The sequence below is a fragment of the Parahaliea mediterranea genome (genome assembly GCF_017255185.1).
Taxonomy (GTDB): Bacteria; Pseudomonadota; Gammaproteobacteria; order Pseudomonadales; family Halieaceae; genus JAFKCZ01.
In genome coordinates, this window is record NZ_JAFKCZ010000006.1 from 1 (window position 1) to 20,774 (window position 20,774).

The 20,774-nt window shown below is 61.3% G+C and carries 20 protein-coding genes and 1 tRNA gene; 10 read left to right on the plus strand and 11 right to left on the minus strand.

The window, feature by feature from the left end; all coding sequences use genetic code 11:
* Positions 1 to 150, plus strand: a 150-nt coding sequence (locus JYP50_RS08665; RefSeq protein WP_206560096.1) for an IS3 family transposase, incomplete at its 5' end; no start/stop codon positions are given.
* A gap of 33 nt (positions 151 to 183) precedes the next feature.
* A complete protein-coding gene (locus tag JYP50_RS08670; RefSeq protein WP_206560116.1) occupies positions 184 to 861 on the plus strand; it encodes a hypothetical protein in 678 nt (225 codons plus the stop codon).
* A gap of 14 nt (positions 862 to 875) precedes the next feature.
* Here the strand turns inward: JYP50_RS08670 and JYP50_RS08675 are convergent, their stop codons facing one another.
* On the minus strand, positions 876 to 2,006 hold the full coding sequence (locus tag JYP50_RS08675) for a helix-turn-helix transcriptional regulator (protein WP_206560117.1): 1,131 nt from the start codon (positions 2,004 to 2,006) through the stop codon (positions 876 to 878).
* Positions 2,007 to 2,206: 200 nt separating this feature from the next.
* On the opposite strand from JYP50_RS08675, the gene JYP50_RS08680 reads away from it, so the two are divergent.
* Positions 2,207 to 4,423: a TonB-dependent receptor gene (locus JYP50_RS08680; protein WP_206560118.1), complete on the plus strand. Its 2,217-nt coding sequence runs from the start codon at positions 2,207 to 2,209 to the stop codon at positions 4,421 to 4,423.
* A gap of 78 nt (positions 4,424 to 4,501) precedes the next feature.
* Positions 4,502 to 4,930, plus strand: coding sequence for a hypothetical protein (locus JYP50_RS08685; RefSeq protein ID WP_206560119.1), 429 nt, complete (start codon positions 4,502 to 4,504; stop codon positions 4,928 to 4,930).
* Between the two features lie 347 nt (positions 4,931 to 5,277).
* On the opposite strand, the gene JYP50_RS08690 is transcribed toward JYP50_RS08685, so the two are convergent.
* The 6 genes from JYP50_RS08690 to JYP50_RS08715 all read right to left on the minus strand — a co-directional run bounded on the left by JYP50_RS08690 (position 5,278) and on the right by JYP50_RS08715 (position 10,684).
* Complete coding sequence (locus tag JYP50_RS08690; protein WP_206560120.1) at positions 5,278 to 5,820, minus strand: GNAT family N-acetyltransferase; 543 nt, start codon at positions 5,818 to 5,820, stop codon at positions 5,278 to 5,280.
* 211 nt (positions 5,821 to 6,031) lie between these two features.
* Positions 6,032 to 6,107: transfer RNA gene (locus tag JYP50_RS08695), tRNA-Ala, on the minus strand.
* A gap of 125 nt (positions 6,108 to 6,232) precedes the next feature.
* Positions 6,233 to 7,633, minus strand: a complete 1,401-nt coding sequence (locus JYP50_RS08700; protein ID WP_206560121.1) for an L-serine ammonia-lyase — start codon at positions 7,631 to 7,633, stop codon at positions 6,233 to 6,235.
* 107 nt (positions 7,634 to 7,740) lie between these two features.
* Positions 7,741 to 8,493, minus strand: coding sequence for a glutathione S-transferase N-terminal domain-containing protein (locus tag JYP50_RS08705; protein WP_206560122.1), 753 nt, complete (start codon positions 8,491 to 8,493; stop codon positions 7,741 to 7,743).
* Positions 8,494 to 8,496: 3 nt separating this feature from the next.
* Positions 8,497 to 9,981: a glutamate--tRNA ligase gene (gltX, locus tag JYP50_RS08710; RefSeq protein ID WP_206560123.1), complete on the minus strand. Its 1,485-nt coding sequence runs from the start codon at positions 9,979 to 9,981 to the stop codon at positions 8,497 to 8,499.
* Positions 9,982 to 10,063: 82 nt separating this feature from the next.
* On the minus strand, positions 10,064 to 10,684 hold the full coding sequence (locus tag JYP50_RS08715) for an outer membrane beta-barrel protein (RefSeq protein WP_206560124.1): 621 nt from the start codon (positions 10,682 to 10,684) through the stop codon (positions 10,064 to 10,066).
* A gap of 174 nt (positions 10,685 to 10,858) precedes the next feature.
* On the opposite strand from JYP50_RS08715, the gene JYP50_RS08720 reads away from it, so the two are divergent.
* From JYP50_RS08720 to JYP50_RS08730, 3 genes are read left to right on the plus strand one after another with little or no spacing between them, the layout of a single operon-like run.
* Positions 10,859 to 11,887: a Fe(3+) ABC transporter substrate-binding protein gene (locus JYP50_RS08720; RefSeq protein WP_206560125.1), complete on the plus strand. Its 1,029-nt coding sequence runs from the start codon at positions 10,859 to 10,861 to the stop codon at positions 11,885 to 11,887.
* The gene (locus JYP50_RS08725) at positions 11,878 to 13,566 is read left to right on the plus strand and encodes an ABC transporter permease (protein ID WP_206560126.1); all 1,689 of its coding nucleotides are present in this window, start codon (positions 11,878 to 11,880) and stop codon (positions 13,564 to 13,566) included. The genes JYP50_RS08720 and JYP50_RS08725 overlap by 10 nt, the downstream gene beginning before the upstream one ends.
* A complete protein-coding gene (locus tag JYP50_RS08730) occupies positions 13,559 to 14,695 on the plus strand; it encodes an ABC transporter ATP-binding protein (protein ID WP_206560127.1) in 1,137 nt (378 codons plus the stop codon). The genes JYP50_RS08725 and JYP50_RS08730 overlap by 8 nt, the downstream gene beginning before the upstream one ends.
* Here JYP50_RS08730 and JYP50_RS08735 read toward each other — a convergent pair.
* Both JYP50_RS08735 and JYP50_RS08740 read right to left on the minus strand, forming a co-directional pair.
* Positions 14,685 to 15,728 (minus strand): YncE family protein, encoded by a 1,044-nt coding sequence (locus JYP50_RS08735; RefSeq protein ID WP_206560128.1) that lies wholly within the window; start codon positions 15,726 to 15,728, stop codon positions 14,685 to 14,687. The genes JYP50_RS08730 and JYP50_RS08735 overlap by 11 nt on opposite strands.
* A 49-nt stretch (positions 15,729 to 15,777) precedes the next feature.
* On the minus strand, positions 15,778 to 16,095 hold the full coding sequence (locus JYP50_RS08740) for an antibiotic biosynthesis monooxygenase family protein (RefSeq protein WP_206560129.1): 318 nt from the start codon (positions 16,093 to 16,095) through the stop codon (positions 15,778 to 15,780).
* 219 nt (positions 16,096 to 16,314) lie between these two features.
* Here JYP50_RS08740 and dusA point away from each other — a divergent pair, with 219 nt between their 5' ends.
* From dusA to JYP50_RS08755, 3 genes are read left to right on the plus strand one after another with little or no spacing between them, the layout of a single operon-like run.
* Entirely contained in the window at positions 16,315 to 17,310 is a 996-nt protein-coding gene (dusA, locus tag JYP50_RS08745; RefSeq protein ID WP_206560130.1) for a tRNA dihydrouridine(20/20a) synthase DusA, read from the plus strand.
* A 14-nt stretch (positions 17,311 to 17,324) separates the two neighbouring features.
* The gene (tal, locus tag JYP50_RS08750; RefSeq protein WP_206560131.1) at positions 17,325 to 18,278 is read left to right on the plus strand and encodes a transaldolase; all 954 of its coding nucleotides are present in this window, start codon (positions 17,325 to 17,327) and stop codon (positions 18,276 to 18,278) included.
* Complete coding sequence (locus tag JYP50_RS08755) at positions 18,275 to 18,724, plus strand: TerB family tellurite resistance protein (protein ID WP_206560132.1); 450 nt, start codon at positions 18,275 to 18,277, stop codon at positions 18,722 to 18,724. Before tal ends, JYP50_RS08755 begins: the two co-directional genes overlap by 4 nt.
* 368 nt (positions 18,725 to 19,092) lie before the next feature.
* Here JYP50_RS08755 and JYP50_RS08760 read toward each other — a convergent pair whose 3' ends face one another.
* Complete coding sequence (locus JYP50_RS08760) at positions 19,093 to 19,575, minus strand: STAS domain-containing protein (protein WP_206560133.1); 483 nt, start codon at positions 19,573 to 19,575, stop codon at positions 19,093 to 19,095.
* Position 19,576: 1 nt separating this feature from the next.
* Complete coding sequence (locus JYP50_RS08765) at positions 19,577 to 20,761, minus strand: PP2C family protein-serine/threonine phosphatase (protein ID WP_241262994.1); 1,185 nt, start codon at positions 20,759 to 20,761, stop codon at positions 19,577 to 19,579.
* Positions 20,762 to 20,774: the final 13 nt, after the last annotated feature.

Below are 20,774 nucleotides of genomic sequence, written 5' to 3' on the forward strand. Positions count from 1 at the left end.
AAGCATTATCAAACCCGCGCCGATGCACAGCAGGACATACTGGACTACATTGCGATGTTCTATAACAGCCAACGGCTGCATTCGTACCTGGGTTACACCAGTCCCAGCCAGTACGAAGCGGCTATGCTAGAAATGAAGAAAGCCGCTTAACTGGGTTGTCACAAATCAGTTGACCACTCCAAAATGGGTCACGGATACCTACTCAATCAATTTCTTAGCCCAGACCACAATAGACGACGCGATCAGTATGGCGGCAATGAGGATAATCGCATGAGACTACCATTATCCGTAGTCACTGAAGTCAAGAAAGCCGTCGGTAATAACGCTGCAGTTATCGCAAAGATCAACCTTGATGATGCTGCCAAACATGGGCTAAGAATTGATGACTACCTTGTAATCGGTCGCCGGCTTGAAGAAGCAGGCATTGATGCCATTGTCACCAGTGGTGGCAGGAGTTCTGGTGATACTTCATTTATGTTTAGAGGTGATAATCCAATACCTGCAATGGCTAGACTCCAGAAAAATCCGATTAGCAAGATCGCATTGAAATTGTTTGGTCACATGCAGTACCGGGCAACTCCTTACCATGAACTTTACTTTATGGACATGGCAAAAAAACTACGCTCGGTAGTGGACTGCCCACTGGTGTATCTAGGTGGTGTAAGTAGCCCAGCCTCAGCAATCGAGGCAATGACAGAAGGATTCGAGTTCGTCGCAATGGGAAGGGCATTGATAAAAGACCCCAGCTTCATGAACAATTTGCTACAGAATAGCGAATACAGAAACGGCTGTACGCATTGCAATCAGTGTGTGGCCTTAGTGTACAGCCCTACGGGAGTACACTGCGTACTTAATCAGTAAACGAAATGGACCGCTTAACTCAGCAACACGACACTCTGATAGATCAGTCGAACCAGGTTGGCTTGTCGTTTTATCCCGGTTTTCTCATAAATATTCTTTGAGTGATTCCGGGCAGTTCTCTCAGAAATAGAAAGTTCTTCAGAAATTTCCACCAACGACTTACCATCCGCCAGCAATAACGCGAGACGAGATTCCGCTTGAGTTAAACCAAACAGATCAGAAACCAGTCGAAGTGATGTGGTACGACCACAATAATTACTAGCGCTTAGATACAAGTTTGACAAATAGATAACTATAGCCGGCGCCACATCTCCATAGAAGTAGGCGTGTTGCGGGATGGTGCGCAGTAACACGGAGACAAGATTCTCGCTATCACGATCAAAGCGGCATAATTTCACTGCGTCTTGACCATTATTGCGCAACGATATTAACTCATCAATTGATTTCTGTAGAACTTGGTTGTCAGACGCTGAACTGGCCTTAAGGCGTTCAGAGCGCAACGAAACAACGCCACTGTCTTCAAGGAGTTGCTTGGCGATATCGTTACAATCAATTACTACCCCTCTATCATTAAGTAAGACTAAGCCAATATTCAACTGTGACGTCATATGCTGGTAAAGCTGGGCCTTGTTTTCGCTCAGTTTTAGCTTGGAGAATATTGCCATGGCCTGTTCCAGGTGAGGCTTTATTCGGCCCAACAAATCACGTACATCCTGATCAAACGGTTTGTTTTTTTCGGTTCTTGCCGCGGATATCCAGCAGCGCATTCCCCCTGGTTCAGCAAAGCTCATACGAAACGCGTGGTAAATTCCCAGTGGCTGAAGAAACTCCGTGTAATATAGAGAATCTCGATAATTGGAAACATCACGGTACTCACCCGGTTGAATATCTGTCGAATTGGTCGGGTCAATATCTATGTAGTGTTCGTTGTACTGGCGATTGAGAACAACCCAATCAAAGCCACAATCTTCTGCATCGGCTCTTACACTGATCTCTATGCGGTCACTACTACTGGGCATGAGCACAAGTGCTACAGCTGTAGCGTCTAAATGTATCCTGAGCAGTTCAGTAAAACTTAGCCAAGGCTTTGGTTCGAGTGGCCCTTGATAAATAGCCGAAACCAACCTCTCAAAGAGATCAGGCATACGCCGCTCCAACTTTTCTATTGTTACTGACAATAGTAACCCGGAGTGGGCCAAATGGCTCATGCGCCGTGAGCCATACGCCAATAGAGTACCCAACCAAGTAAGCCACTACGGTAACACCAGCTCACTGCCAAGAGCGGAGAACGGGTCAAGCCCGAGAAAAGCTGGCGTCACATAAAAACTACGCGTGGAGATTGGATATGCCGCAATGCCATAAATTTTTACCTTCAATATTTCCTCAGGTCATTGCTCTTGGACTCAGCTTGCCAGTTGTAGCAGAAAACAACTTACGACTGGAAGAGGTTGTCGTAACGGCGCAGAAACGCAGTGAATCGACCCAAGACATTCCTATTGCAATATCAGCCTATAACAATCACACGTTAGAACTCAAAGGAGCAAACGATTTCGCGAAACTTGCCACTACACTTCCCGCGTTGAATTTTTCTGTGTACCCGAGCAGCAGTGATGCACTGATAATGTATATGCGTGGACAGGGCGTCAATGATGTTGGGCAGATAACGCGTGAAGGAGCCGTCGGCGTCTACATTGATGGCGTGTACATGGTGCGCCCCCAATCAGTAACTATGGATCTAGCCGATATTGAGCGGGTAGAGGTTCTGCGCGGCCCACAGGGCACGCTCTATGGTCGAAACACCACCGGAGGCGCGGTCAATATCATCACAGAGAAGCCAGCCGGGGAACTGGGATTTAAGCAATCATTGAGTATTGGAAATCGCGATTACTGGCGTAGTCTCAGCGTTGTAGAACTTCCTGAAATGGCGGGAATCGCTACCAAATTTTCGTATGTAAGCAGCGATAAAGACGGCTACGTCGATAATATTGGTGGCTCGCCAGATTACGGTGAGAATCGGCAACAGGGATTTCGATTTTCAGCTCGTGCAGATTTAACCGATCAGTTCAGCATAGATTATGCATTTGAAAACACCGAACTAGAATCGTCCCCCATCTACTATCAGAATGACCTGCTTGCATCGCCGACCTATTCGACTTTCCCCCATACAAAAACACCACGCGCTGCAGACATGGAACTCGGCGACACCGAGACTACGGGACATACGTTAACACTTGATTGGTCGATATCCGAGAAACTTACATTGAAATCCATCTCCCACTACAGTGAACTGGAGTCGGTGTACTCTCAGGACTACATGGATGCTGCCTTCGTATATTCTTACTACACGTCAATGGATGATATTAAAAGTAGGCAGTTTTCCCAGGAAATTCAGTTGGTAGGTAATGCGCTCGATCAGCGCTTGGAATATGTGGCTGGACTGTACTATTTTTCCGACAGCGCGAGCCACGCCCAAACTCTCGGATTACTCGACCTACAAGACAACTTTGACCCCGGCAACAATATCCCATCACCGCTCAATTTACGTTATCACCGTTATGTTACCACTGACAATGAATCCAGTGCTGTCTATGGTCAAGGGGCCTATACGCCACCTGTTCTCGATGATCGGTTAACCTTTATTTTGGGGGTACGTTATACCGAGGATACACGAGCCGGTGTCCGTGATCTGTCAGCTGAAGTGTTGGAATATGGCAGTACTTTTCCGGTCGATGTCGATGTTGAGAAATCAGTCAGTTACGAAAGCTTTGACCCCGCATTGTCCATTCAACATCAGTGGACCGATGACATCACCGGCTACGCTAAAATATCTACAGCTTACAAGTCGGGTGGTCTTGCAGAGTCCTCCGCCGACTTCACCATTGCCTACGACCCAGAAGAAATAACCAGTTATGAGTTGGGGATTAAATCTTACTGGCTAGATCGCCGCCTTCGTCTCAACGCTGCTGTGTTTCTCTCCGATTACCAGAACATGCAACTTGATTTGTCTCCCGACCCAACGCAGATACAAGTGGTTAATACCTATAACGCAGGCTCTGCTGAGATTCGCGGATTTGAGCTGGACGTGCTGATGCAGTTAACCCAGAACTTACAGATCGGCGTCGACTATGCTTTTTTGGACTGGACTATTGAGGAAGTTTTAAATCCCGCCAATGGTTCAGACATCACAAACCAGTTCTCACTACCCTATACCCCACGGCACGCTTACAACATTGCTCTTAATTACACTATTGATACTCCGGCTAATAGTCAGACTGACTTTTATATTGCCTACAGCTGGCAAGATGAAACCTACATGAGTGCCAGCACGACCGCAGACAAAACTGTTAAAGGATTCTGGACCCGTGACGACTATGGAGTGGTCAATGCGAGACTAAGTATTGGGTTCAACGAAGTTTACAACGGTAGTCTTCGCTTAGCTCTGTGGGCTAACAATCTTATCGATACCGAGTATGAAGCCCATCGATTTACTGCTGGTATCGGAAGCGCTGTGGCCTGGAACGAACCTAGAACCTATGGATTGGATATTATTTTTGAGTACTGAGCAATGAGTCAATCTACTTGCCAGCGAGAGGTGGTTGGCATCAAAACATATCAATAGTCCCACGGTCAGGAGCAGGCTATGACAATAGTTCTCATTGTTCACCTATTAGCAGTTGGTGTCTGGATAGGGGTGGTTGGCGCTGAGTGGGTGATCGAACGCGATGGGACTGCCAGTCCAGAAGCGAATCTACGAGCCGCGAGTATGCATGCAGTCACCGACCGGTGGATAGAATTACCAGCCCTGCTTGTCATACTTGCCACAGGCTTACTTATGCTACACGAGCGTCACTTCGAAGGGCTGTTTTTATACAAGCTGATCTTCGCAATGCTGGCGATTCTCTTCAACCTGATCTGCGTGTATGCAGTTTTTAAACGAAAAGAATGTCTTCAAATTGACGATGCCAAGGGCTTGGCGAGAGCCGGTCGCTACATGCTGATCAGTGCTGGAGTTATTCCGTCCTTTATATTGGCAATTGGACTGGGAATTTACATCGCCGGCACGGGGTGAAGAAACCTGTCGGTTGCAGTTCACAAATGGTCAGTAGCTGCTGAAAAGAATCCCTCGATATTCATGAGACCTGCCGGGGTCTTATATGCACTCCGGCCACTGATAAAATATCACATAGAATCAGTGGGCTATCCATAAGTCCGTCGTGAAAAAGCTGCTTTCATCATTGTTCTCATAGAGCCGGCGACGGCAATTACAGGCCTGATCGATTTAGAACTGTACAATTCATCAGCCAAAATCGTGAAGCCTGGCTTGTCGACTTTGTGGCGAAAGCCGTCGATTGGGTAGTGCACGTCTACAACAAGCGCCACCAGCGGTGAAGCAGAGAGGACTCTGCCCACTCATATTTATATCTGTATAGCGTTGGCTTTCCAGGTATCCCGGTCCTGCCCCCAGGCTCTTACCTGATACTTTGCCAGTGAACCGGGCATCCGCATCTCCTCACCGGGCTGCGAGCCGAGTCGCTTGGCCAGTGCCTGGGAGCGGCTATTGGTATCGGCAATCAGATGGTCCACACGCTCCCACCCCAGCACGTCAAAGGCGTAATTGATACTCGCAACCGCAGCTTCCAGGGCGTAGCCCTTGCCCTCCGCCGAGCGCAGCAATCCCCAGCCGACTTCCCGCACTGGCCAGTGCAGGGGCGTCCAGGGCCCGATACGGCCTATCCACTGCCCGGAAGACTTCTCGATGACAGAGAACATGGCGGCGGGCTGCAGCTGCCACGCCCCAATGAGCCCGGCAAAAGCGCGCCATGCGTCGGATTCAGCCTGCACTCCCCCCAGGTGCTCCATGGTCACCGGATCGGCGGAGAATTCGGCGAAGCGCGGGAAATCATCGGCTTGCGGAGGCCGCAACAGGAGCCGCGGTGTTTCGAGTTGTACGTTGGTCATGGGGTACCGGACCCGTGTTGCCACTGGGTCGGGTAGCATAAGGGATAGGAATAAAGGCGCAAGTGACCTGAGTGCCTGGAGCCGCTCCTGACGGCTCGAGGGTTTTAAATTGGTGGAGCTATGCGGCCGGCCTCCCGGCGCTAACCGGGTCTGCGGTTCGCCTGGCGGACTAAAAAAAACCCCCGAGCCTAACGACTCGAGGGTTTTAAATTGGTGGAGCTATGCGGGATCGAACCGCAGACCTCAACACTGCCAGTGTTGCGCTCTCCCAGCTGAGCTATAGCCCCAGTAAACTGGTAACTCGTTGAAAAGGCTTGAAATTAATCGTGCTCTGCTCAACGAAGTGGTGCGCATTTTAGTGAGGGGCGCGGGGCCTGTCAACACCTTTGGGCACCTTTTAACAGGCCCTCGTTCAGCACTCGATAATGCTGACCGGCACCTCCAGCACGTTCACCGCCAGGCCGCCGCGGGCGGTCTCCTTGTACTTGTCCTGCATGTCGCGGCCGGTGTCGCGCATGGTCTTGATCACCTGGTCCAGGGACACATAGTGCTCGCCGCTGCCGCGCAGGGCCATGCGCGCGGCGCTGATGGCCTTGATCGCGGCCATGGCGTTGCGCTCGATGCAGGGCACCTGCACCAGGCCGCCGATGGGGTCGCAGGTCAGGCCGAGGTTGTGCTCCATGGCGATCTCGGCGGCGTTCTCCACCTGGGCCGGAGTGCCGCCCAGGGCGTCGGCCAGGGCGCCGGCGGCCATCGAGCAGGCGGAGCCCACCTCCCCCTGGCAGCCGACCTCGGCGCCGGAGATGGAGGCATTGATCTTGTACAGGATACCGATGGCCGCCGCGGTCAGCAGGAAGCGGCCCACATCCTCCTCGCTGGCGCCCTTGCAGTGGCCCAGGTAGTACTTGAGTACCGCGGGGATGATGCCGGCGGCGCCGTTGGTGGGCGCGGTGACGATGCGCCCGCCGGCAGCGTTCTCCTCGTTGACCGCCAGGGCGTAGAGGGTGACCCAGTCCATGGTGGTGAGGGAATCGTCGCCGAAGGAGCCGGAGCCGCTCTTCAACTGGCGGTGCAGCTGGGCCGCGCGGCGCTTGACCTTCAGCCCCCCGGGCATGATGCCCTCGGTGCTGGCGCCGCGACGGATGCAGTCATCCATCACGTGCCAGATCTTCAGCAGACTCTCGCGAATCTCCGTTTCGCTGCGCCAGGCCTTCTCATTGGCCATCATCAGGGCGCTGATCGACAGGCCGTGCTCCCGGCACTGCTCCAGCAGCTCGGCGGCGGAGGTAAAGGGGTACGGCACCGCGGTGGGGTCCTCCACCAGCACATCGCCCTCGGCGGCGGCCTCGTCCACCACGAAGCCGCCACCCACGGAGTAGAACACCCGCTGGCTCAACACCTCGCCACCACCGTCGTAGGCGCTAAAGCGCATGCCGTTGCTGTGGTAGGGCAGCGACTCGGTGCGGTGCATGATCAGGTCGTTGCGGTAACTGAAATCGATCTCGCGGCTGCCCATTAATTTAAGCCGGCTCTGTTCGCGCACCGCGGCCACGCGCCCGGCGATGGATTCCACCGCCACGGTCTCGGGCGACTCGCCCTCCAGGCCCAGGATCACCGCCTTGGGGGAGCCGTGGCCGGCGCCGGTGGCCCCCAGGGAACCGTAGAGTTCCGCGGTGACCCGCTCACAGCGCGCCAGCAGCCCCTCTTCTTCCAGCGCCTCGGCAAACTGGCGGGCGGCGTTCATCGGGCCCACGGTGTGCGAGCTGGAGGGGCCGATGCCGATTTTGAACAGGTCGAAGGTACTGATTGCCACGTTGCCACCACACAAGACACATCTGCGCCCATTGTAGGTGCTGCCCCACCCCTTGCGCCACCAGGTTGACCGGGGCGCGCACAGGCTGGCGCCAGCCGCCAGCGCGGTCAGGGCTCGCCGTAGTGTTCGCGCAGGTAGGCGATGATATCGGCGGACTCGTACATCCCCTCCCCCCTGTTCGGGTCGCGCAGGTAGGGCACCGCCATGCGCCCGGTGTGTTCCAGCAGGTAGCGACGGTTGGGCAGTTCGCCGCCGCTGAGGTCCAGGCGCTCGCGCACCGCCGGCGGCAGCCACTGGGTCGCACGGGTGCGGCCGCACTGGCGCACGATATAGGGAATTTCCAGGGCGCAGAGCTCCTCGCGCACCAGGCGCGCGAAGGGGCTGCTCTCGAAACTGTACAGTTCCAGCATCTGCGGCGGCACCCGCCCGGGCCGCGCCCGCGCCGGCGCGGCCAGGCGCGGCAGGCTGGCGAGGGAGGAGCTGAAGGTCTGCGCCGGCCCCGGCCACCACTTCAACGGCAGGCGGCGCTTGGCGTAGCGGTCGTAGAGGTAGGCGATGATATCCAGCGACTCGTAGCGGCCGCTGTCGTCATTGGGGTCGAACAGGAAGGGAAACTGCGCCTTGCCCCCCATTGCCACCACCTCGGGCCGGAAACGCTCCCCGCCCTTGGGGCAGGGGTAGATTTCCACGTCGAGGTTGAGTTCGGTCAGGGCCTCGCGCACCAGGCGGCAGTAGGGGCAGTTCTCGATATCGTACAAGCGCAGGCGCTGTGCCGGCGGATGGCTCGCGGGGCGGGTATTGATCCCGCTGCTGCCGCGCAGGCCGGTGCTGAGTACTGAGCCGAACAGGTCCGCTGACATCACTTACCCCAGTTGTTGGTAGGTTTTCTCCAGGCGTTTCATCGCTTTCTTCGACACTCCGCCCAGCACTTCGATGGCGTGGCGCAGGCGCGCCCGGCTCATGTCCGGCCCCAGCAGTTCCATGGAGTCCACCACCGAGAAGGACGCGCTGGAACCGGCGATGGCGACGAACAGCGGCGCCAGGAAATCCTTCACTTTCACGCCCTCGGCGTCCGCCAGGCCCTTGAGCGTGTCCCAGATCGTGTCGCGGTTCCAGTGCCGCAGGGCCTCCAGGCGCCACAGGGCGAATTGCAGGTGGCGCAGGATGTCCTCGCGCTCGCCCTTCACCGCGCTGAAACTGTCTTCCGTAATGGGCAGCGTACCCGATACCAAAAAGGCCGCGAGCGGCGCAAAATCGCTCAACACTTCCATGCGCTTTTGCGCGTGGGGCAGCACCCGTTGCAGATTGTCGGCATTGTAGGCCCAGTCCACCAGGCGCTGGGCCAGCTGCGCGGTATCCAGGTCCTCGCGGATCCACAGGCCGTTCAGCCAGCGCAACTTCTCCACGTCAAAGATCGGGCCGCCCAGGGACACGCGCTGGATATCGAAGTGCTCCAGCATGTCGGCAAGGGAGAACTTCTCGCGCTCGTCGGGCATTGACCAGCCCATGCGACCGAGGTAGTTGAGCAGCGCCTCGGGCAGAAAGCCCATGCGCTGGTAGTACAGGATACTGGTGGGATTCTTGCGCTTGCTCAGCTTGGACTTGTCCGGGTTGCGCAGCAGCGGCAGGTGACACAACTGCGGCATGTCCCAACCGAAGTACTCGTACAGCAGCTTGTGCTTGGGCGCCGAGTTGATCCATTCCTCGCCGCGAATCACGTGGGTAATACCCATCAGGTGATCGTCCACCACGTTGGCCAGGTGGTAGGTGGGCATGCCGTCGGACTTGAGCAGGATCTGCGCGTCGACCATGCCCCAGTCGAGCTCGATGCTGCCGCGCAGCATGTCGTCGATTTCGCAGCGGCCGTCGTCTTCCGGCACCATCATGCGGATCACGTAGGGCTCGCCGGCCGCCTCGCGCCGGGCCACTTCCTCCTCGGGCAACTTGAGGTCGGAGGGTTTCAGCGCGGTGCCGTTGCCCGCGGCGCGGCGCGCCTCGCGCAGCGCGTCCAGCTCCTCGGCGCTGCGATAGCAGATGAAGGCCTTGCCGGCCGCTACCAGTTGCCGCGCGTACTGGCCGTACAACTCCATGCGCTCGCTCTGGCGGTAGGGGCCGTGGTCGCCGCCCACGTCCGGGCCCTCGTCCCAATCGAGACCCAGCCAGCGCAGGGAATCCAGGATGGCCTGCTCCGACTCCGGGGTGCTGCGCGCCTGGTCGGTGTCCTCGATACGCAGCAGAAACTGGCCGCCGTGGGCCCGGGCGAAGCACTGGTTGAACAGGGCGATATAGGCGGTGCCGACGTGGGGGTCACCGGTGGGCGATGGCGCGACGCGGGTGCGAACAGTCATGGTTATCCTGGGCTTGTGTCTTCGGGGTGGCGATTATACGGGCTCACCCGGGCAAATCCCACACGCGGCGCGGGTCCCGGACTCAGAAACGAAACAGCAATCCGGCATTCACCTGGAGCTGGGAATAGGTACTGGATTCAAAAGCCACCGCGCAGCCGCCGGAGCAGATTGCGGCGCCGCGGCCGTCGAAGAAAGTCGCCAGCCAGCGCGCCTCGAAGCGCAGCAGTAATGATTCACCGAGACGGTAATTGGCGCCGCCGGCAATGTGGCCGGAGAAACGGGTGGCGCTGTCGAGGGAGCTGTCCCGCGGATTGAAAAAGCCGGCGCCAACCCCGGCCATGGCGAAGGGTTCCCAGTGCCCGCGGGGGTAGTAGCGGGTGCCGGTGAAATGCACGTGGGTCACCTCCATGCCCGCCTCGCGCAGCCCCGCCACATCGTCGAAACGGGTCTGGCTGTGGGTTACCAGCGCCCCCAGTCGCGCATCGGGGTCCCCGGGCAGGGGGAAGTCGAGCCCCAGGGTATAGGCGGCGTCGCTGTCCAGCTCGATGTTGTCGCCGGGCTGCCCCGGGGTGTCCGGCGCCGGGTCCTCGCCGATTTCCATATCGCGATTGTACTGCCAGCCCAGCAGCAGGCTGAGATCGCTCGCCAATGCCGGTGCCGCCAGCGCCGTGCAGCATACCAGGGCGGCTATGCGCAGCTTCATGTGAACGGTCCCCGAGGCTAAAGGGTCACAGTATAGCGCCCACACGGAACGTGCGCCGACTTCGCACAATTGCCGAGCGCACGATTGCCGAGTGACAAGGGGCCCCGTCTGTGTTCTACTAAATGAGAATAGTTTTCGTTTAGCTGTCATCAACCGACACCCTGCGAGGTACCCATGCACTTCCCTTCAACGGCCCTGCGTCGTCTGGCCGCGGTCCTGGCCTTTGCACTGTTCACCCCCCTTGCCCTGGCCGAGCACGTCAATGTCTATTCCGCCCGCCAGGAAGCGCTGATCAAGCCCATCCTCGAGCGCTTCACCGAGGAAACCGGCATCGAGGTCAACCTGGTCACCGGCGGCGGTGACGCCCTGCTCACCCGCCTGCGCAACGAGGGCCGCAACACACCGGCGGACATGCTGCTGACCGTGGATGCCGGCCGCCTGTACCGCGCCCGCGAGGCCGGCGTGCTGCAGCCGCTGCATTCCGACTTCCTCAAGGAAGTGGTCCCCGCCCACCTGCGCGACAGCGCCGACTACTGGTACGGCCTGTCGGTGCGCGCGCGGGTGATTGCCTACGCCAAGGACCGGGTCACCCCGGACCAGCTCAGCACCTACGAAGCCCTGGCCGATGAAAACTGGCGCGGCCGCCTGTGCGTGCGCTCCTCCAGCAACATCTACAACCAGTCCATGGTCGCCGGCATGCTGGCCACCGAGGGCGAGGCGCAGACCGAACAGTGGCTGAAGGGCCTGGTGGCCAACTTCGCCCGCCCGCCCCAGGGCGGGGACCGCGACCAGATCAAGGCAGTGGCCGCCGGCCAGTGCGACCTGGCCCTGGTCAACAGCTATTACTTCGGCGCCATGCAGGACAGCGGCACCGCCGAGGAGAAGGCCGCCGCGGATAAAGTCGCGCTGTTCTTCCCCAACCAGGCCGGTCGCGGCACCCACGTCAACGTCAGCGGCGCCGGCATTACCACGGCGGCGCGCAACGTGGAGCAGGCCAAGGCCCTGATCGAATTCCTGGCCGGCCCGGAAGCCCAGCACTGGTACGCCGAGCGCAACAACGAGTACCCGGTGCGCGAGGACATCGAGCCCAGCGCGCTGATCCAGTCCTGGGGCGATTTCAAGGCCGATTCAGTTGACGTGACCGAGCTTGGGCGCTTGAATGCGCAGGCAGTCATGGCCATGGATCGGGCGAATTGGAAATAAGCGCCAAACTCACTTCCACAAGCAGTTCCGAACGGCGCGTCAGCCACAGCTGGCGCGCCCTGCTATTGCTGACCGCGGCGATCATCGCGGTACCGGTACTGGTCATTGTCGCCAGCCTGCTGCAGGGCTACAGCCCGGTCTGGGAGCACCTGCTGGATACGGTGCTGCGCGACTACGTGGTCAACTCCCTGCTGCTGATGCTGGGAGTCGGCGTGGGCACCCTGCTGCTGGGGGTCACCGGCGCCTGGCTCACCGCCATGTGCGACTTCCCCGGTCGGCGCGTGTTCAGCTGGGCGCTGCTGCTGCCCATGGCCATTCCCGCCTATATCATCGCCTACACCTACACCGGCATGCTGGACTACTCCGGGCCGGTGCAATCCGCCCTGCGGGCGCAGTTCGGCTGGGGCTACGGCGACTACTATTTCCCCGCCATCCGCTCCCTGGGCGGCGCGGTGTGCATGCTGTCGCTGGTGCTCTATCCCTATGTCTACCTGCTGGTGCGGGTGGCCTTCAGCGAGCAGTCCACCGCGGTGCTGGAGGCCAGCCGCAGCCTCGGCAAGGGGCCCTGGGCCACCCTGTTCCAGGTCGCCCTGCCGATGGCGCGGCCGGCGCTGGTGGCCGGCACCAGCCTGGCGCTGATGGAGGCCCTGGCGGATTACGGCACCGTCGACTACTTCGGCGTCAGCGCCTTTACCACCGGCATCTTCCGCACCTGGTACGGCCTCGGCGAGCTGCAGACCGCGGCCCAGCTGGCGGCCTTCCTGCTGTTGTTCGTATTCGCCCTGTTCCTGCTGGAACAGGCTTCGCGGCGGCGCATGCGCTTCCACCATGTCAGCGCCCGCCGCCAGGCACACCGCTTGCCGCTGACCGGCTGGCGCGGCTGGCTCGCCTTTGCGGTGGCGCTATCGATCCTTAGCGCCGGCTTCCTGCTGCCGGCCCTGCAGCTGGGCAGCTGGGCGGCGGCGCGCCTGGCAGACACCGACATGGCGGCCTTTTTTACCCTGGTGGGCAGCAGCTTTTCGCTGGCGGCCATGGCCTCCGTGGCCTGCCTGTTGATCGCCCTGCTGCTGGGCTACGGCAAGCGCCTGCACCCGGGCCCCCTGGAGCAGCAGGCCGCGCGGGTCTCGTCCATGGGCTACGCGGTGCCCGGCACCGTGATCGCCGTGGGCGTGCTGATTCCCTTCGCCTGGCTGGACAACCGGGTGGACGGTTTCATGCGCGAGTACTTCGATATTTCCACCGGCCTGCTGCTGAGCGGCACCCTGGCGGCGCTGGTGTTCGCCTATGTGGTGCGCTTCCTGTCGGTGTCGCTGCAAACCGTGGACGCCGGCCTGGCGCGAATCCGCCCCAGTCTCGACGAGTCGGCGCGCTCACTCGGCCATGGACCGCTCGGCGTTCTGCGCCGCATCCACCTGCCCATGCTGCGCGGCTCCCTGGCCACCGCCCTGCTGCTGGTGTTCGTGGATGTGCTCAAGGAGCTGCCGACGACCTTGATCCTGCGACCTTTCAATTTCAGCACCCTGGCGGTGCGGGCCCACGAGCTGGCCTCCGACGAACGCCTGGCGGATGCCGCGCTGCCCGCCCTGGCCATTGTGCTGATCGGGCTGCTGCCTGTTATCCTCATGACCCGCACCGCCCGCGCACCCGCCTTTCACGACAACAGGGACGGCAATGACTAGCCAGTTGCTCCTTCAGGACGTGTCCGTCGCCTACGGCGATTTCACCGCCGTCGCCGGTATTTCCCTGAGCCTGGAACAGGGCCAGATCGGCTGCCTGCTGGGCCCCTCGGGCTGCGGCAAGACCACCCTGCTGCGGGCCATCGCCGGCTTCGAGCCGGTGTCCGCCGGCGATATCGTTCTCGGCGGGCAGGTCATCAGCGCCCCCGGCATACTGCTGCCGCCGGAACGGCGCCGGGTGGGCATGGTGTTCCAGGACTTCGCCCTGTTCCCGCACCTGGATGTGCGCCGCAATATCGGCTTCGGCCTGGCGGCCCTGGAGCGCACCGAGCGGCGCGCGCGGGTGGATGACATGCTGGCCCTGGTGGGCCTGGGCGATTACGCCGGGGCCTACCCCCACGAACTGTCCGGCGGCCAGCAGCAGCGGGTGGCCCTGGCGCGGGCGCTGGCCCCGGGGCCGGACATCCTGTTGCTGGACGAGCCCTTCTCCAGCCTCGACACCGAACTGCGCGAACAGCTCGCCGGCGAGGTGCGCGAACTGCTCAAGCGCAACGGCGTCACCGCCATCCTGGTCACCCACGACCAGCACGAGGCCTTCGCCATGGCCGACCAGATCGCCCTGCTCCGGGGCGGGCGCCTGGCCCAGGTGGACACGCCGTACAACCTCTACCACAACCCGGCCACTGAATTTGTCGCCGAGTTTATCGGCCAGGGCAGCATTATCGAGGTATCGGTGAACGAGGCCGGCGAACTGAACGACGGCCTGGGAGCGCTGGACATGGTGCACCGCGACTGGCGGGCGGGGGAGCGGCTACGCCTGCTGGTACGCCCCGACGACATCGAGTACGACGAGTTGAGCCAGCTCCACCTGCCGGTAACCAACCGGGCTTTTCGCGGCGCCAACTACCTTTACGAACTGCGCCTGCCAGACGGCCAGCGCGTGCCCTGCCTCACTCCCAGCCACGTGGACACCGCCCCGGGGCTGAGCCTGCCGGTGCGCTTCAACCTGCAGCACGTGGTGGTATTCAAGTCCGGCGTGGAGACGTCCGGCGTGGAGACGTCCGGCGTGGAGACGTCCGGCGCGGGGACATCCAGCGGCGAGCCGCCCGTCCCGGAAAACCCTACTGCCTGAGCGGCAGGTCCATCCAGGTCCAGGCCATGCCGTCCGGTTCGCGGCCGGCGGTGAAGACCTTGAGCTGCTCCAGCGAGTTGGCGTCGCGGACACTGACCCGGTGAGCGTTGGTGTGGGCGATGAACAATAGTTCGCCGTCCCGGGACAGCAGCAGGCCCACGGGAATGGAGCCGGACACGTCGCCCGCCGACAACAGGGTCTCTCCCACGGACGCAGTGTCGATTGCCAGGGGAACGCGCGGCAGCAGCTTGCGCTCGCGGCTGTCCAGCACCGCCATGGCGTCGGCTTTCGCCAGGGTGACGTAAACCCGGCCGCGCTCGTCGTCCGCCTCGACACGGATGGGGAAACCGCCGACCTCGATGTCGGCCAGCTTTTCCAGGGTGGCGGCGGCAAACACCGACACCGTGCCCGCTTCCCGGTTGCTGACCCACACCTCATTGCCGCCATCGACCAGGGCGATGCCCTCGGTGCCGGCCCCCGCCGCGGCGCTGGCCCGCACCGCGCCCGACTCCAGGTCGACCGCGGTGACCACGCCAGAGCCGATACTCGCAACCCAGGCGCTCTTGCCGTCCCGCGACGCGGCCACCATGTGGGCAACGTCCTGATCGAGATCGATGCGGCCGACAACCTCGCCACCGGGCACGTCCACCAGCAGCAGCGCGCGCAACCCCTCGGCGGTGACCACGGCGGTATCCGGCCGGGGCCAGGCGATACCGTGGGGCCGCGCCCCCTCGGGCAGCTCGATGGTGGCCACCGGGCGCAGGCGCGCCAGATCGAGCAGCGTGAGGGTATTGCCCGGCTTCTCGCGAGTGCCGTAGTTGGTCACCAGGGCACGCAGCCCCTCCGGCGACAACGCGATCTCGTGCGGGCCCTGCCCCACGGGCAGGGTAGCCAACGGCTCGAAACCGGGGCTGCTCAACAAGGTCACCGTGCCCTCGGCCTTGTTCGCGACCAGGAGGGTTCCCGCCCAGCTGGCAGGTATCAATAACATCAACAGCAGCGCCGCAACGACACGGCGGGTTATGCACGACATGGTCTTCGCCCGATTGTTCAGCAAGATCTTCATCATACAACAGCCCACCTCAGACATCGCGCCCCGGCAGCACCTCCCACTCCGGGGCCTCGAATTCGCCGATGACCCTGATATCGACAAAGGGCGCCTGGGCGGCGATGATCGCGCGCACCCGCTCCGGCAGATGGTTTTCCATGGCGTCACGCTCGCCCTTGCTGTTCCAGGTGGCGATGGCGAGCAGCACGTCGGGGTCGCCGATCTTGCGGTGCAGGCGCGTTCCGCGCGCGCCGGGAGCCTGCTGGATCATCCGGCTGGCCCGCACCCAGGCATCGGCGTATTGCTCTGCGCTGTAGCCGGGCTTGATGTGAACCTCGAACAAAAAATGCATGGCAAGTATCCCGGTAGGTCACCGCAAGTGTAGCCGCTATTGGCGATAGCGCCCCGGCGCCCGGCCCCATCATCCGTGGAAAGCCTCGACCGCGAAAAGCCTCGACGAGCAAAATGCCGGGGGAAATGGCACAATAGCGCGATCAACCAGCCGCGCGCCAGCGCGGTACCTGGTTCAGTTACCGGCCCGAAACACCCTTGTCACCCAGAAACAACGCCTATGTCGACCTCGCACCGCTTCTGCATTGCCCCCATGATGGACTGGTCGGACCACCACTGCCGCTTCTTCTGGCGCCTGCTCAGCAAGCAGGCCCGCCTGTACACCGAAATGGTCACAACTGGTGCGCTGATACACGGCGATCGCCAGCGTTTCCTGCACTTCAACCCCGAAGAGCATCCGGTGGCCCTGCAGCTGGGTGGCTCCGACCCCGCGGAACTGGCGCGCTGCGCGCGCTGGGCGCAGCAGTGGCACTACGACGAGGTGAACCTCAACTGCGGCTGCCCCTCGGACCGGGTGCAGTCCGGCATGTTCGGCGCCTGCCTGATGGCCCGCCCGCAACTCGTGGCGGACTGCGTGCGCGCGATGCGCGATGCCTGTGACATCCCGGTCACGGTCAAGCACCGCATCGGTATCGACGACATGGAGTCCTACCAGCAGATGCTGGATTTCGTGGCGCCCGTGGCCGAGGCGGGCTGCGAGGTGTTCATCGTGCACGCGCGCAAGGCCTGGCTGCAGGGCCTGTCGCCCAAGGAAAACCGCGAGGTGCCGCCGCTTAACTACCCCTGGGTGTATCGCCTCAAGCGCGAACTGCCCCGGCTCACGGTGGTGATCAACGGCGGCATACAGACCCTCGAGGAATGCCAGCAACACCTGCGGGAAGTCGACGGGGTGATGCTCGGCCGCGAGGCCTACCAGAACCCCTGGCGCCTGGCGGAGGTGGACACGGCGCTGTTCGGGATGGACAAAGCGGCCACCAGCCGGGATGATGTCATGGAGGAGCTGCTGCCCTACGTGGAGGAGCAGCTGGCTGCCGGCGCCAGGCTGAACCACATCACCCGGCACATCCTGGGCTTGTACCAGGGCGTGCCCGGCGCTCGCAAATTCCGGCGTCATCTCAGTGAAAACGCCTACAAAACCGACGCGACCGTCGAGGTACTGCGCGAGGCCTACCGGCTGGTCCGGGAATCTCCCGATACCGCGACGACCGCCGCATAACAGGACCCGCGCAGATGCCCAACAAACTGGACCAACTCAGGGCCGTGACCGACGTGGTGGCCGACACCGGGGATATCGAGGCGATTCGCCGCTTCCAGCCCCAGGACGCCACCACCAACCCCTCGCTCCTGCTCAAGGCCGCCGCCCTGCCCCACTACCGTGAGCTACTGCGGGGCGCGCGGCAGTGGGCCGCGGCCCGCGGCGGCTCGGGCGACGAGCAGTTGGCGGATTGCTGCGACCGCTTCGCGGTGGACGTGGGCCGCGAAATCCTGGAACTGATCCCCGGGCGGATTTCCACCGAGGTCGACGCGCGGCTGTCCTTTGACGTGGACGGCACCCTGGCCCGGGCCCGCAAGCTGATCGGCATGTACGAAGAGGCCGACATCCACCGTGGCCGCATCCTGGTCAAGGTCGCCGCCACCTGGGAGGGCATCCGCGCCGCCGAGCAGCTGGAGCGCGAGGGCATCAACTGCAACCTGACCCTGCTGTTCGGCTTCAGCCAGGCGGCGGCCTGCGCCGACGCCGGCGTATTCCTGATCTCCCCCTTCGTCGGCCGCATCCTCGACTGGTACAAGGCCAATACCGACCTCACCGTCGAACAGCCCGGGGACGACCCGGGCGTGCAGTCCGTCACCCGCATCTACAACCACTACAAGCAGCACGGCTACCAGACCGTGGTGATGGGCGCCAGCTTCCGCAACACCGGCGAGGTGGAGGCCCTGGCGGGCTGCGACCGACTGACCATCAGCCCCGCCCTGCTGGAGGAACTGGCCGCCGACACCGGCGAGCTGCCGCGCAGCCTGCACCCCGGTCAGGCCGCGACCGACAGCGCGCGCTGGGCCCCTGTGGAGGCGGATTTCCGCCTGTCGCTGAACGACGACGCCATGGCCACCGAGAAACTGGCCGAGGGGATTCGCAACTTCATCGCCGACCAGGTCAAGCTGGAGCAGCTGATCAGCCAGTCATGATTCGCGCCCTGAAAGCCCTGTTTGAGACACCCGAGCAGGACAGCCCGGAGCAACTGGAACACCGCCTGCGCCTGGCGGCGGCAGCCCTGCTGGTGGAAACCGGGCGCGCGGACTTCGGCGTCGACCCACGCGAGCGCCAGACCATGGCGGCGCTGTTGTGCGAGGCACTGAACCTGCCCGAAGCCGAGGTGAATGCGCTGATCGTCGAGGCCGAGGCGCGCGCCGGGGAGGCGACCTCGCTGTACGAGTTCACCCGGTTGATCAACGATCACTACAGCCCGCGGCGAAAAGTACAACTGATCGCGCACATGTGGCAGGTGGCCTACGCGGACGGCAACCTGGACAAGTATGAAGAGGCCCTGATTCGGCAGGTGGCGGAGTTGATCTACGTGCCGCACAGGGATTACATCCAGGCCAAGCTGGCGGCGGGCAAGCCGGCGACATAGCGCGCGACCGGGATGGCCGAATGAATTCGGCCCTACAGTGCAATAGCAGGGTCGATACCATTCAACCAATACATCGCAGGCAGGTCGAATTCATTCAACCAAAACACCACAGGCAAACTGTAGGGTCGAATTCATTCGACCAAAACACCACAGGCAAACTGTAGGGTCGAATTCATTCGACCAAAGACACCACAGGCAAACTGTAGGGTCGAATTCATTCGACCAAAGACACCACAGGCAAACTGTAGGGTCGAATTCATTCGACCAAAGACACCACAGGCAAACTGTAGGGTCGAATTCACTCGACCAAAGACACCACAGGCAAACTGTAGGGTCGAATTCATTCGACCACTACCCCCCGCGCAACCTCAATTGTGCTCCAACACCGCCATCAGGTCGCGAAAGCGATCCTGGTTCTCCTCGCTGAGTCCCATCAATACCCGATGGGCCTCGATCACCTTGTCCTTAACCGCCTGCTCACTACCCTCGACCAGGGGGATTTCGTCAATGCCCGCCAGCGTGCCGCAAACTTCCTCGTGGATTTCAAACAGGCGCTGGAAACCCATGCTGGTCAACAAGCGGATAATTCCGCTGCTGCAGCAGTAGATCGCCGGGCGAAAACCGAAGCGATCGTGTACCTCCAGGGCCAGCTTGGCCAGCAGGCCCAGGGTAGTGCTATCCACACCCTCGGTATCGCACAAGTCCACCCAGACACTGGCAAACTCCGGGTCGGCGAACATGCGCTGCATGTACTCGTCGATGGTGGTGCACAAGGTGAGCCGCACATCCCCTTCCATGCGAATGACGTAGGCGCCGTCCTGGCTGGCGGCCAGTATCCTGCCGTGAGACACATCAACCCCGCTTGGTTATGAACAATGCCGCGATGTCATCCGGGGCCACATCCACCTCGTGCAGGCCCAGTCGCGACACCATTGCCTCCGGGGATTCCGCCTCCCGATCGAAGGCTTCCAGCAGGTAAGCCTCCTTGCCGATCAGGTCATCGCGGGGCAGAATCTCCAGGATTCCATCGGAAAACAGGGCCACGGTAAAGCGCTCGGGCAACGCCACCTCGTGCTCCTGATACTCTGCCTCTTCCATAAGACCCACCGCCGAACCGCCGCCCGGCAGGTAGCGCGCGCCGTCGCCGGACACCAGTACCGGGTGCGGCAGGTGGCCGGCGATGCTGTAGCGCAGGGTATTGCGTTCCATGTCCAGCAGGCCCACCACCATGGTGGCGAACTTGCCCACATCCAGGCGCAGCAACTCCAGGTTGGCCCGGTGCAGCATGGCCACCGGGCTGAGCACCGTGTCGTCGTTCTTGCGCAGGAAGTCCGAGCGCTTGCGCGCGAACAGGTTTTTCAGCAGTACGGTGGCGAACGCCGAGGAGCTGCCGTGCCCGGACACGTCGGCCATAAAAAAGGCCACGTGCCGCGTGCCAACGGTGAAGTAGTCGGTAAAGTCCCCACTGAGGAACAGGGAGGGAATCACCGTGTGGCTGAAACTGTAGTGGTCCAGCACCAGCGGCGTGGCCGGCAGCATGCTCAGCTGGACCTGGCGTCCGGCCTGCTGGTCCTGCTCCAGCACCTTCACCGCGCCGCGCAGTTCGGTGTTGGCGGATTCCAGGCGCCGGCGCGATTCGTCCAGTTCCCGGCGCAACTGCCGCTGGCGCACGCAGCGCTCGATGGATTTGATCAGCGCGTCGGCATCCTCCACCGGGCGCACGAAAAAATCGCTGGCGCCCAGGCGCAGGGCGGTCATGATCTGGCTGGCCTCGGCGCGATCGGACAACATGATCGCCGGTACCTGGATATCCATTTCCCGCAGCGTGCGCCGCGCCTCCCCCCAGGACACGCCGTGGAGATCCAGCTCGCACAGGATGACGTCCAGGTCGGAGTTGCCGGCCAGGGAAAAATGGGAATTGGTGACGTCGGTGACGACTTCCACGCGAAAACCCGCCGACTCAACGATCTCCCGCAGGCCCTGGGCACGATTCGGGTCATCGTCGATTACTAACACGTTACCGTTGGAGGCCATCATGTCAATGCGGGTG